Origin of the sequence: Clostridium sp. USBA 49, assembly GCF_900167505.1 — a bacterium.
In the GTDB taxonomy this organism is placed as follows: domain Bacteria; phylum Bacillota; class Clostridia; order Clostridiales; family Clostridiaceae; genus Clostridium_AT; species Clostridium_AT prolinivorans.
This window is the reverse complement of record NZ_FUYD01000002.1, coordinates 89,501-103,223: the sequence shown is the minus strand read 5'-3', so window position 1 is coordinate 103,223 and position 13,723 is coordinate 89,501. Positions and strand designations below refer to the sequence as shown.

Genomic DNA, 13,723 nt, shown 5'->3' with positions numbered 1-13,723 from the left:
TAAATACCTCCTATTTTATATAAACTTATTAAATAAGTATGGCTCTACAATTATAGTATTATCTTTTATTTTAGCAATCTCTGGATATTGAGGCTTTATGGCATCATCTGGAGAACGAGTCATTATATCAGCAATTTGAAGAATTTCTGGCTGTAACCTAAATGCTGCTATAATTGCCTTATCATTACCTCCAAATCCTGCATGAACATGCCCCTTTAACGAACCAAGAACAACTATATTTCCACCAGCAAAAACTTCTGCTCCTGAATTTACGTCGCCAATAATTACAACATTACCACTATAATTTATACATTGACCACTCCTAACTGTTTTTCTTAAAAATTTAGTACGCCCTTCATATATCCCTGAAAAAAATTTACTGCTTTTTTCTTCTTTATCTTCAAAGATACAATCTTTTATCATAAATTCATCAAATAAAACATCTTTAAGTTTGCTTACTTCTCTTTCACTTATATATTTAAGTTCAGTAGTTATTTTAAGAGTACTGCCTTTATAAAATTTTTTCCCTTTCGATAATTTTTCTATAAGGTATTCAATCATTTCATCAAAATCTTTAAATTTATTCATATTTATAATTGCATGTAATCCATCTTTATTTCCTTTAATAATTATTTTGTCATCTAACATAACAAACCTCCAAGCAAAGGGCATAATTTTATAATTCAACAAATTTTGTTAAAATCCTTCTTTAAAATTAAAAATAAAAAATAAAATTAGACGGTAATGCCGTCTAATTTTATTTTTTATTCAATTTTTTTAGCTATAACGTCAAATTGTGGAGTATATCCCATAGCATCTAATTCTTCTTTAAAATAAGCTTCATACATTGCTCTAGCTACAGGAGCAATATACCCTCCATGACCTCCATCAAATATAAGTACAGCTACGGCAATTTTAGGATTTTCTACTGGAGCAAAACCTACATAAACACCATAAGATGTTCTTCCAACTTCGTCTTGAATATTTTCATTATACGTTGCTGAACCTGTTTTACCAGCAGTAGCTATTGGAAAATTTCTAAACGCTGCTTTTGCCGTACCATCTTCACCTGTAACTGCTTGCATACCTGCTATAACAGCATCAAGTGTAGATTTTTTTACATTGGTTTTTTCTACAATTTCTGGTTTATTTTCTTCTATAATGTTACCATCTGAATCCATTATTTTATCAACTAAATGAAGTTTATATCTATTACCTCCATTAGCTATAGTTGCAACATAATTGACAAGTTGAAGCGGAGTAAAATTACTATTACCTTGTCCAATAGCTGCAATATACATATTAAATGGGAATGTACTTTGTATATATCCATCATATATTGTTACCATTAACATTTCATTGGCAATATTATTTATTTCATCTTTGGATATATTTTTATCTTTATATCTGCTATCTGCTTCTATTAACTTAGTTAAATATTCAGTATAGATTTTTAAAACATAACTGTCTCTTTTATATGCATTATTACCTATTTCTTTATTTAAAAATCCACCTGTTCTTATAATTTCTTTTATTTTTTCTTCAAATTCTTTTTTTAAAAGCAATACCTTTTGAGTATCTCCAGGCTCTTCTTCTATATAAATCGGAGTAAAGTTTTTACCTCCTCTAGTGCTTTTACCAGATTTTAAAACATCTCTAACTACAAAATAATAATTTGTTGCGTAGTTATTACTATTACTCCAGCTATTAAATACCTGCCCAAAATTCTCTCCAATTTCTATACCTGTAGTAGGCTTTATTCCAGAATTTGGTTTGACTCCTAAGCCGAATTTCCAAGCATATTGTGCTAAAATATCATAATTTTTATAGTTAGATAATTTTAACAACCTATCACCAACAGTCATAAAATATGGATTGCTTGATACAGCTAGTGCTTGTGTTAAATTTATATTACCGTATCGTGGAAATTTGTTATATGTTTTTCCATCAACTCCTGTAAATGTTCCATTGTCAAAAATAGTAAAGTTTTTATCAATAGCTCCTGATTCAAGTCCTGCTATAGCAGTCATAGGTTTAAATGTTGAACCTGGAGGTACTAATGCATAAGTTGCATAATTATAAAGATATTTTGGGACAAAATCATATTTATCATATCTTTTATTTGTTTTACTATTTATCGGAAAAAGTTTTTCTATCATAGAATTACTTAATCTTCTGGACTTACCATACGTTACATAATCTGGATCAAAATATTTTTTAAATTTTTCAGTACTAAGCCCACTTGGGTTAGAGAAATCATTTGGATTAAATCCAGGCCTTGAAGCAAGTGCAAGTATTGCACCAGTGTTTACATCTACTGCTACAGCTGCACCTCTTGTAGCATTAGATGTATTAACATCTCCTACTCTCCCTTGTTTTTGTAAATTTAGCATAACTTTATCTAAGGCTGTTTCTGCTGCATATTGAACATTTTTGTCTATAGTAAGCTGTATTGTTTGACCAGGATAAGGCTCTCTTCTTCCAAGTTCTTCTATAACTCTTCCATATCTATTTAACTTTACAATTCTTCCTCCTTTTGAGCCTTTTAATCTATCTTCAAATGCAGCTTCAATACCCTGTATACCTATATAATCAGTATTTACATCATATCCTTTTTCCTCATATTTATCATTATTATTACCTATCTTTGAAATATATCCAATTACAGCTGATGCTAATTCTCCAAATGGATAGCTTCTCATAGGCTGCATTGATATATCAAGTCCAGGTAAGTCATTAAGTTTTTGAGAAAATATAAAAGCAGTTTCTTTCTTGATATTACTTGCAATAACTACAGGTTTATAGCTTGAAAAACTCTGCATTTTTATAGCATCTTTTACTAGTATATATCTTCTTTCAAGTTCAATTTGTTTATCTTTTGAAAGTTTTGTATCTTCTACTTTACATTTTAATAAGAGCTTGTTAAAAATATCTTCTTTTTCATTACTTTTAGTAGTTGTAGAATATTCTTTAAGCATTGTTTTAAGCTCTTCATCAATATTAATTTTATATCTTTCATGTATTTTATTTAATACATCATCTGGACTATCTTTATATCCTTCAATGATATATTTAAATATTCCTTCAGGAGAAACCATATATTGATTAACAAGATAATTAAAAGTTTCTTCAGGAGTAATTTTTAAAAGTTCTTCATTAATTTTATCTTCATCTTCTTCTGTAAGTTCATCTTGACTTTTATCTTTAAAAAGTTCCTTTTGAACCTTCTCATTTAATCCCCTGTCTCTTTTAAATCTAATTTCTGCATTTTTTCTTGCATCTTCATCTTGAGCCTTAAATTCAAATCTAAATGGATTAACTTTTAGTTCAAAATCATCTTTTTGTATTTCATTATTTTCATCTAATATTTTAAATACAATATCCATAGTATCAAAAAAATTTTTATTGCTCTCATCTGTTACTGTAAAAGTAACATTATAACTTTGAACATTAGTAGCAAGTTGAGTTACTCCATCATTTGCAAGTATCTTACCTCTGGGTGCATACTCTTGAAGCTCACTAATAGCCTTAGTATTTGCTTTGTCTTTATATTCATCCGCCTTTACAATTTGAAGAAATACAAGCCTTGACACAATAGATACGAAAATAATTATCATTATTAAGCAAAGCGAAACAAATCTATTAAATTGATTTTTCCTTTTTTTCATATATTCTCCTTTCTAAAATTTAATCATAAAAGCTCCAATTTTTTTTCATATACTCTTTTTGACATAATTTATATACCCATTTATACATAAATATAGAAACAACCATAGAATATAAACTATTATAAAAAATATTATCAATTGATATATTTACTTTTAGTACATATAAAATCAAAAATACAAGTATTCCTTTTGCTAATGTAAGAAAAAAAGAAGATATAATAGGTACAAGACTTTTTTCTTTAAATATAGTTACTCCAATATATCCAGCTACAAAACATATAATCATATTGGTAAAAGCATTTACTCCAAAACCATTGAAAAAATATAAATCTTGTAAAATACCTGAAAAAACGCCTATCCATATACCTTGATAGCTGCCATTTATTATTGAATAAAATATAACAAATAACAATAGAAGACTCGGATAACATCCTTTTATAGCAAAAAAAGGTACTATCGTATTATCCATGATAAAAAATAATAAACATAAAAAAGTTAACACAAAAATCTTTTTCATACTTTCACACCTTAGTATTTAATATCTCTTATTTCTTTAGGCATTACTATTAAAAGTTCTTCTAATTTATTAAAATCTACATATGGTTTTATTATAGCATTTTTCATTATTTTACCTTTATCTTCTTCTATATCAATAACTTCTCCAATCCTTATTCCTTTAGGATAAAAGTTCCCATATCCTGAAGTTAAGACAATATCTCCTTTTTTTATTTGAGAATCTTGTGGCAAATAATATAATTTAGCAAGAAGAGTATTTTCTGAATCAGTATACCCTTTTACAATCCCAGTCTCATTGGTGCTTTCAACTATACCGCTTACAGCTATATTTTCATTAGAAATAGAATTAACTAAAGACCAGTTTGAAGCAGTTTTTGTAACTTGACCTACTAAACCTCTTGATGTTATTACTACCATACCCTTTTTTATATTATCTTTAGTTCCTTTATCTATTATAAATCCATCTAAAAAATTACCTCCACTTTTACCAATTATATTGCATCCTATATAACTATATTCAGAGCGTTGATCTACAAAATTTAATGCCTCTCTTAATCTTTGATTTTCTTTTAAAAGAGAATTATATTCTAAAAGTTTTCTTTCAAGTTCATTATTTTTTTCTCTAAGCTCTTCATTTTCTTTTTTAATAGACGATAATTTAAAAATAGACCCTACTGTTTCTTTTATAGAATTTCCTACCTTATAGATACTTCCTTGTATTAAATTAATAGCACTACCTATACCATTTTCCACTGCAGTTACATTTTCTCTCTTGACGCTTAGCCCAATCAATATTAAAAAGCTAACTGACAGTATAATTATAATTACTGTCAGTTTATTCTTTAAAAGTTTCATATATTATCTTTTTCTACTTACCTTATCAATATGATCTAGGGCTTTTCCAGCACCTAAGCCAACACAGTCAAGAGGTGATTCTGCTATGTGTACAGGCATATGTGTTTCATTATTTATAAGCTTATCTAATCCTTTTAATAGTGCTCCTCCTCCAGCTAACATAATTCCTTTGTCCATAATATCTGCTGCAAGTTCTGGCGGAGTTTTCTCTAAAGTAGTTTTAATTGCATCTATAATAGCTGAAACTGGTTCTTTTAAAGCCTCTCTTACTTCTCCATCAGTAATATCTATAATTTTAGGAAGTCCTGATATTAAATCTCTACCTTTTATTTGCATAGTACTTTCACTTTCTTGAGGATATGCTGATCCTAATTCTATTTTAACAGCTTCAGCCGTTCTTTCTCCAATAGCTAAATTATATTCTTTTTTTATATAATTTATTATTGATTGATCTAATTCATCTCCAGCTACTCTTAATGATTTACTTGTTACTATTCCTCCAAGTGATATTACAGCTACTTCTGTTGTTCCTCCTCCAATGTCAACTATCATACTTCCAGTAGGTTCATTAACAGGTAAATTTGCACCAATAGCAGCTGCCATTGGCTCTTCCATTAATAATACTTCACGAGCCCCTGCTTGTTTTGTAGCTTCATCTATAGCTCTTTTTTCAACTTCTGTTACTCCTGAAGGAAAACATACAACTATTCTAGGACTAGTGAATGCACTTTTAGGACTGACCTTTTCAATAAATTTTTTTAACATTGTTTGAGTAACATCAAAATCTGCAATAACTCCATCTTTTAAAGGTCTTATAGCCTTTATATTTCCCGGAGTTCTTCCTATCATCTGTTTTGCTTCAAGTCCTACAGCTAAAACTTTTTTAGTGTCACAATTTATAGCTACAACAGAAGGTTCTCTAAGAACTATTCCCTTACCTTTAACATAAATAAGAGTATTAGCTGTTCCTAAGTCTATACCCATATCTTTAGATATTCCAAAAAATCCCATAAACGTGTATCTCCTTTCAAATTACAATATACCTTTTTCTTTTAAACTTACGTAAATTCCATCTCCAATTATTATATGATCTAAAAGCTCTATTCCAAGCAACTTTCCACAATCTTTAATTCTATTAGTGAGATTTATATCTTCCCTGCTTGGAGAAGGATCACCAGAAGGATGATTATGACATATAATAATTGAAGCACTACTTTTTTTTATTGCTTCACAAAATACTTCTCTAGGGTGAACAATAGAAGAATTAAGACTCCCTATAGATATATCTTTTACCTTTATGACTATATTTTTTGTATTTAACATTATAACTTTTAAATGTTCCTGCTTTAAATATCTCATTTCATTCATAATATATTCAGCTGCATCTTTAGGCTCAGATATTTTATACTGTTCACCTGAATAAAAGGATCTAAATCTTTTTAAAAGTTCTCCTAATGCCAAAAGTTGAGATGCTTTTGCCTTACCTATTCCTTTTAATGAGAGCAATTCTTCAGCTGAACAATTTAATATTCCATTTAGCCCACCTGTTTCTTTTAAAATTCTAGTACTTAAATTAATAATATTTTCACTAGAACTTCCAGTTCTAAGTATAATGGCTAAGAGCTCAGAATTTGATAGCACTTGTGCTCCATACATTAATAATTTTTCTCTAGGTCTTTCAGTTTCTGGTAAATCCATAATTTTAAGCCTATCTTCCATAATAAAAATATTCTCCTTTTATATATTATAGATTTACCCCCATCTCCAAAAGCATATTATAAAGACAATTTAAAGGAAGTCCTACAACATTATAATAGCAACCATGAATTTTTTCAACAAAAATACTTGCTTTCCCTTGAATACCATAACCACCAGCTTTATCTACCCATTCTAAGCTATCTAAATATTTATTAATTTCATAATCTGAAATATTAGAAAAAAATACATCTGTACAAACAGCTTCGCATTTAATAGTGGATAAAGCTTTATTTATAATAGTTATTCCAGAACAAACTTGATGCATATTACCACTTAAACTTTTTAACATACTGTAAGCTTCTTCCTTATCTTTGGGCTTCCCAAAAATTTTACTTTTATAATAAACAACAGTATCACATGCTATAATTATACTATCTTCTTTAAGATTTTCACTAACCTTTATGGCTTTACCTAAAGATATATCTTTTACATATTCTTTACAATCACCATTATATATAACAGTTTTTTCATCAAAATCACTATTTATAACTGAAAAATCTTTAATAATTTTTTCTAAAAGTTCTTTCCTTCTTGGGGAAGAAGAAGCTAGAACAATATTCACTATATCACTTCCTAAAATTCTAATTATTTCTATATAATATTATTGACAATATTATGCCAAGTATAGACATTAAATTTATATTAAAATTTATGCCTAATGAAATAGTTAATATTTTTAAATCTAATGATAAAGGTTTAGAAGTTCCTATTGAATATATATTTTTTAAAAAATATAATTTTTCAAATCTACTTCCTAGTAAATCCCCCAAAAGACTTCCGCTTATAGCACCTAAAAATATTATAAATGCTAAAAACCCCTTACTTTTATCTAGCCCCCTCATTTATATATCCCTTCCTTATGTTTATATACATTAAATAAACTTATATTTTAATAGTTTTTTAAATATGTACAAACATATTATTTTACATAAAATAAACTATAAACTATATGAAAATTATATAAAAAATATAATTTTCATATAGTTTATAGTTTAACATTTAATAAAAATATACACAAGTATTTAAAGTATTATTTAATAATTATTTAGAATTTTATAATATTTATACTGTTTTTTTAAAATTTTCTAAAACACTTAAATTATTAATAACTTGTTTTTATTTACCATTTAACTTTTTCAAAGTATTATAAATAAATACATAATATTCAGAAACTTTATCCTTGCCTAGTTCATTAGGCATTCCATTTATGTTTGTTTTTATTTCATTTAATATAGTAAAATTTTTACTTTTATTATCAACTTTTTTAGTATTTTCTTCACACCATGCTTTTAAATCATTTGTTTTTATAGATTTAGTATCTTTATTAGAAACTTCATTAAGTATATTTATTTCAGCATTTAAAAGTTCTGCAATAACTTCATCACAAGCATCATTTTTAATTAAGTTTATTTCAAAATTAATCTTAGAATTGTCAATGTTATTTTCATTTAAAATTTTTATAATATTTAAAGCTTTTTCTTCACTATATATACCTAATATAACTCTCGTACCTTTTTCTTCAGTAACAGTAAAAGGTATTCCATAATTACTTAATATATTTTTAGATTGTTGTATATTTTCACTTTGAGAAAATAATCCTCCTTGAATTCCTATAAATTTCAAAGAATTTTTTTCTTCTTTTTCTGTAATAGCATTAGATACATTTGTTGAATTATCTATTTTAAATATTTTTTCATTCAATGACGAATTTTTAAAAATGATTTTAGAAATTAATGTTCCTATTATTAATGCAAAAATCAATGTTGAAATTAATGTTATACCAAAAATAAAATTATTATTTTTTTTTCTTTTTATATCATATCTTGTGTATTTCATTATTATACCTCCGCTTTATTACTTATATAACTTTTATATATTAATAATACTTATAAAAATATTATTTTATGATAAAAATAAATAAAAAATTTATTTTACAGTTAAAGGTATAATAAATAAAATATACTTAATAATATACTTAATTATGATTTTATTTTTAGTAAAAAACTTAAAAATTAAAATAGCTACAAATAAAGTGTCTCATTAAAATTACTAATACTTAAATAAAAACACTATTATTCAAAGCTATTTTTTATGAAATTTTTATGTTTTTAAAATAAACATATCAAAATCATTACCATTTATATTAAAATATCCTTTTGAAATTCTTGAAATTTCAAATCCATTTTTATTCCAAAACTTAAGAGCTTTTATATCCTTTTCACAAGCAACTGTATAAAAACTATAAATTCCAAAACTATTTAAAAAATAATTTTTTATAGAATCAATTATTTTACTTCCAATTCCATTACCTCTGTATTTTTCATCTATAATAAAATTCCAAATCCAAACTTCATTTAAATTTTTAAATTCTATTCTTCCTTTAATAATTCCAATTAAATTGTCATCATTTGTTATTTTTAAAAAGAATTCATTTTCACTAACATAATATTCTAAAAATCTTTCATACAATTCATTAAAATCAATTGGTTTTGTGTTGTTTAAATAACTTAAGTTTTGATTATTAATCCAATCTTTTATATATAATATATCTTGACGTTCAATATTTGAAATAACCATATTATCCATGTTTATATTTATATCAAACATAAATTCACCTCTTAAATTTTATATTCTACATAAAATTTTAAATTCCTCTAACATTGATTTTTTTATGAAAAATAATATTATTTTTCATAAAAATTTTATGAAAATATGTTATTATTTAAATGGAGGTGCAATTATGATTGGCATAAATAACATTAAATTATATTCAAATCTTTTAGTTTTTAAATTTAAAAATTATAACTTAGAATACCCTGATGAAATAAAGGAAATATTGAATTTTTCTACTATTTGTGGAGAATTTAAGGAATTCGAAATGCTAAACACATTAGGGAAAACATCTTATAAAAAAATTTTCATTATAGGACTTGGTTCAACTGAAGAATTTAATTCAATAAGACTTTTAAAATCTCTAGGATATGCTATTAAAAATATCAAAAATTTAATTGAAGAATTAGATATTTTGGATAATTTAAATGAAGACTTTGGTTATATAATAGGACAAAGCATTGAATTAGCTTTATATAAATTTAAGGGCATAAAAAAAATTGAAGATAAAATTAAATTACAAAAGATAAATATTATATCTCAATATAAAGATTCTATTAATAAAGGTCTTATAGTAGGAAATTCAGTAAACTATGTACGTCAACTTGTAAATTTACCTTCAAATTATATAACACCAAAATATATAGCACAACAAGCTGAAAATATAGCTAAAGAAGAAAATTTAGATGTAAAGATAATTGATAAATACATGCTTGAACAAATGGGTATGAATTCAATACTTTATGTAGGTAAAGGTAGTGTACAAAGTCCAAGACTTATTATACTTCAATATTTTGGGGATATTAACAATAAAGAAATTACTGCTATTGTAGGTAAAGGCGTTACTTTTGATAGTGGAGGAATATCTTTAAAGCCTGGAAAAGGTATGGAAAATATGATATCTGATATGGCTGGGGCAGCATCTGTTTTAGGTATTATGAAAGCTATAGGAAAGTTAAAACCTAAAAAAAATATCATTGCATTAGCACCTGTTGTTGAAAATATGCCTTCAGGTAATGCATATAAACCTGGAGATGTAATAACTACATATAGTTCAAAAACAGTAGAAATAATATCTACAGACGCTGAAGGAAGATTAATACTTTGTGATGCTATTTCTTATGCTAAAGAATTAGGTGCATCAAATATTATAGACATTGCTACATTAACAGGTTCTTGTGCTAATTTTCTAGGAGAAATTAATATAGGACTTTTAAGTAATTCTGATGAACTTGCAGAAAAAATAATTTCCTGTGGAAAAGAAGTTGGAGAAAATTTTTGGCGACTTCCTAATAATCCAGAATATCTAGATCAGCTAAAAACTGATAGCGCAGATTTAAAAAATACTGGAACTTCTTGTGGTGCAATAGTTGCAGGTCTTTTCCTTCAAAGTTTTGCCGAAGATGTTAATTTTGCTCATTTGGATATTGCAGGATGTTCAAATTTATCTACTGGATCAGATTTTTTGGAAAATGGAGCAACAGGAATTCCTACAAGAACTTTAATAGAATATTTAACTAAATAAAATATTTTTATTTATAAAATGTTTTATAAAACTATAACATTATTGTGATTAAAGTGAACTTTATATAATTCTAAGTTAAAAGTCATGCCTAAAAAAGTGTTTACTAATTTATGCATGACTTTTGAATTTATTTAAAATAACTTATACATTTACTAAAACTACATTTATAGCAAAATATATTTATATATTATCTTCTGTTGCAAGTTTAAAACCTTCAACCAACACATCATCATTAAGTTCAATAAGAAGACATCTCTCTCCATTTGTTCCTTTTACTTGTTTTATACTACTTAAATTTTTAGGATTTACACTTATTGATATATCTTCGTTCCACACTTTTAATGATTTTGATTTAAAATTAGGAACTATATTCTTAGCAGAAAATTTATAATCTTTCCCACAACTTTCGTCAAAAACTTTATCTAAAACTTCAACATCTTTAGCTCCAATATCTTTCAAAATATTTTTAATATCATTTAACCCTATATTAATTTCTTCATCTTCATCAGAAAAATTTTCCATATCAGTTATCCTTGAATATATATCTTCAATAACTTCTGTTTTTATACTTTCACCAACTACAGTTTTTACTATATCTATAAAACAATTTTTTTCTTCCTCTGCAGTTAATTTCATGCTACAATTTAGAACATTTTCTATAAATTTATAATTTAATTCTTTTGGCTTAGAATTATAAAATAAAATTTTATTTATATCAGAATATCCATTGTCAAATGAAGGAAACATAAATCCCTCAATAGGATTATTAAAGTTTATAACAGTATCTAATATATTGCTTGCTTTAAACTCTTTTTCTTCAAAATTAAAAACTACAGTTTTTTTAAAAGGTTCAACTTTATTAATACTTTCCATAATAAAAGGAAGAGACTGAACTATATCATCTTCTCCATCTATTTCAGTTTTATTTTTATTATTGCTAGGTTTCCAATATTCTCCTTTTACAAAAGTAATAACTATATCTGAATCGTATATATAGTTTTTTAAAATTTTATCTATAATTTTATTTGCATATTCTATGTAAAAATTTTTATCTTGACTTTTTAACATATTATTTAAAATCAATTGTGTTTCATTAGGGTTATCTTTAAATTCTAGCTCAAATAATTTTGTATCTAAATTCCCTCCAAGTATCTTTTTAAAGTTATTAAAATAAAAATCTTGCATTTCACTATCTAGCATTTGAAAATGATTTAAATTATTATAAATTATTGCTCCATTATCTTTCTTTAAATATACCGAATAAATTTCGTTAATATTTAATATAGCACTATCTGCCTTAAGCTCTTTCTTCATTCTATTTAATTCTTTTTTATTCATTAGTATTCCCCCATATTAAAAGCTTGTCTAATTAATTATTATACAATGATTAACCTACAATAAGCTGTAAATTAATTCCCACTATACAATTTATAGAGTTCCTAAATTTCTATTATATCTATATATAATGGTCAACATTTAATAAAAAGACTTTTGGTAAGCTAATCATACAATAATTTTAAAATTAATTAATATATTTATTTACTTTTTATTTATAAATTTTTTAGAAATTTATAAATTACGTTAATAAGCATAAGGAATATAAACTTTAGTTCCCTTAGGAATATTGTAATAAATCCAACGTGCATCAGGTATTCCCAATCTAATACAACCATGAGATGAAGGCTGTCCTAAATTAGGATTTGTAACTTTATGATTTTTATCCATAGGAACTGTATGAAATAAATAATTACCATAAAATTGTGTATAAGTTTCAGCACCTTCTTTATATTTTTCATTAAAAAACCATTTGCCTTTTGATTTAACTGTATATTGTCCTGTTACTGTTGGATGTTTTGATAATCCTCCAGAACATATAAACGATTTAGTTAATTTCCATTTATTCTTGCTACCTTGAAATATATATGTAGTTTGAGGTCTTGATTTTAAATCCACATATATTAAATACTTAGTGCTAGAAGACAAATTCTTATTATTAACTATTTGTTCAGGTGTATTTTTCGAAACATCAGATTTTTTTATAGTTGTTGCATTATTTTTCTTTACTACTTTTTCAGTCTGTTTTTGCTCCTCTGTTTTTAAATTTTGCTTAAGTTTAGTTTCTGATTCTTGTTCATCCTCTAATTCTTTTTTTATGTTATCTTCTTCTATTTTGGGATTTTCTTTTTCTTCTTGCTGTTCTTTTGCTAGTGATTTATCATTTAATTTATTAGCATCTGAGCTTTGTTTAATCTCTGTATTTAAATTAGCTGTTGCTATATTGTTAATAGACTTAGTATCACAATTTGTCAATAAGATTGCAGCAGCAATTAAAAATAATATTTTTATTTTTTTGTACATATTGTTACTAATCTCTCCTTTAGTTATTAAATAAAAAAAGTTATATTATAGTGATATTAACAATAATTTTAATAAATATATTTACATTTATTTTATATATTTACACTTTTCTTACAGAATACCTATACTTTTCTTAATACCTACAAAATTTACATTAACATAAATTTATAATTTCATCAATATATGTAAATAAAAAAAGTTCATACGTTTAGTTAAAAATAACTAAAAATCGTATGAACTACTTTAACATTAGAAGCTAAAAAAGTCCCTAAAATATAAAATATTAATAAAATGGTGCGAGAGACGGGACTTGAACCCGTACGGTCTCCCACACGCCCCTCAAACGTGCGCGTCTGCCGATTCCGCCACTCTCGCATATTTTGCTAGATTTATGCACGTGTATTTTAATAACTCTCGAACATGTTGACTATAT

13 protein-coding genes and 1 tRNA gene are annotated in these 13,723 nt (G+C 25.7%); 1 reads left to right on the top strand and 13 read right to left on the bottom strand.

The genetic code is table 11. The annotated features are described in order from the left end of the window. Positions 1-15: 15 nt before the first annotated feature. The 10 genes from minC to B5D11_RS02335 form a co-directional block, all read right to left on the bottom strand. Positions 16-648 carry a septum site-determining protein MinC gene (gene minC / locus B5D11_RS02380; RefSeq protein ID WP_078681452.1) on the bottom strand — a complete coding sequence of 211 codons (633 nt, stop codon included), beginning with the start codon at positions 646-648 and terminating at the stop codon, positions 16-18. 116 nt (positions 649-764) lie between these two features. Beyond that, entirely contained in the window at positions 765-3,668 is a 2,904-nt protein-coding gene (locus tag B5D11_RS02375) for a penicillin-binding transpeptidase domain-containing protein (protein WP_228201961.1), read from the bottom strand. A 19-nt stretch (positions 3,669-3,687) separates the two neighbouring features. After that, positions 3,688-4,185: a rod shape-determining protein MreD gene (mreD, locus tag B5D11_RS02370; RefSeq protein ID WP_078681451.1), complete on the bottom strand. Its 498-nt coding sequence runs from the start codon at positions 4,183-4,185 to the stop codon at positions 3,688-3,690. A gap of 11 nt (positions 4,186-4,196) precedes the next feature. After that, the gene (mreC, locus tag B5D11_RS02365) at positions 4,197-5,039 is read right to left on the bottom strand and encodes a rod shape-determining protein MreC (RefSeq protein WP_078681450.1); all 843 of its coding nucleotides are present in this window, start codon (positions 5,037-5,039) and stop codon (positions 4,197-4,199) included. A 3-nt stretch (positions 5,040-5,042) separates the two neighbouring features. Next, positions 5,043-6,050 (bottom strand): rod shape-determining protein, encoded by a 1,008-nt coding sequence (locus B5D11_RS02360; protein WP_078681449.1) that lies wholly within the window; start codon positions 6,048-6,050, stop codon positions 5,043-5,045. Positions 6,051-6,071: 21 nt separating this feature from the next. Further along, a complete protein-coding gene (gene radC, locus B5D11_RS02355; protein ID WP_078681448.1) occupies positions 6,072-6,758 on the bottom strand; it encodes a RadC family protein in 687 nt (228 codons plus the stop codon). A gap of 25 nt (positions 6,759-6,783) precedes the next feature. Continuing rightward, on the bottom strand, positions 6,784-7,359 hold the full coding sequence (locus B5D11_RS02350; RefSeq protein ID WP_078681447.1) for a Maf-like protein: 576 nt from the start codon (positions 7,357-7,359) through the stop codon (positions 6,784-6,786). Between the two features lie 19 nt (positions 7,360-7,378). Further along, positions 7,379-7,639 carry a DUF4321 domain-containing protein gene (locus B5D11_RS02345; protein WP_078681446.1) on the bottom strand — a complete coding sequence of 87 codons (261 nt, stop codon included), beginning with the start codon at positions 7,637-7,639 and terminating at the stop codon, positions 7,379-7,381. 274 nt (positions 7,640-7,913) lie between these two features. Continuing rightward, a complete protein-coding gene (locus B5D11_RS02340) occupies positions 7,914-8,633 on the bottom strand; it encodes a hypothetical protein (RefSeq protein WP_078681445.1) in 720 nt (239 codons plus the stop codon). A gap of 264 nt (positions 8,634-8,897) precedes the next feature. Further along, a complete protein-coding gene (locus tag B5D11_RS02335) occupies positions 8,898-9,404 on the bottom strand; it encodes a GNAT family N-acetyltransferase (RefSeq protein ID WP_078681444.1) in 507 nt (168 codons plus the stop codon). Between the two features lie 133 nt (positions 9,405-9,537). Here B5D11_RS02335 and B5D11_RS02330 point away from each other — a divergent pair, with 133 nt between their 5' ends. Further along, the gene (locus B5D11_RS02330; protein WP_164850142.1) at positions 9,538-10,932 is read left to right on the top strand and encodes a M17 family metallopeptidase; all 1,395 of its coding nucleotides are present in this window, start codon (positions 9,538-9,540) and stop codon (positions 10,930-10,932) included. A 180-nt stretch (positions 10,933-11,112) separates the two neighbouring features. Here B5D11_RS02330 and B5D11_RS02325 read toward each other — a convergent pair whose 3' ends face one another. The 3 genes from B5D11_RS02325 to B5D11_RS02315 all read right to left on the bottom strand — a co-directional run bounded on the left by B5D11_RS02325 (position 11,113) and on the right by B5D11_RS02315 (position 13,665). Then, complete coding sequence (locus B5D11_RS02325) at positions 11,113-12,270, bottom strand: DUF4317 family protein (RefSeq protein ID WP_078681442.1); 1,158 nt, start codon at positions 12,268-12,270, stop codon at positions 11,113-11,115. A gap of 243 nt (positions 12,271-12,513) precedes the next feature. After that, a complete protein-coding gene (locus B5D11_RS02320) occupies positions 12,514-13,290 on the bottom strand; it encodes a L,D-transpeptidase (protein ID WP_078681441.1) in 777 nt (258 codons plus the stop codon). Positions 13,291-13,582: 292 nt separating this feature from the next. Next, positions 13,583-13,665 (bottom strand) — tRNA-Leu (locus B5D11_RS02315). Positions 13,666-13,723: the final 58 nt, after the last annotated feature.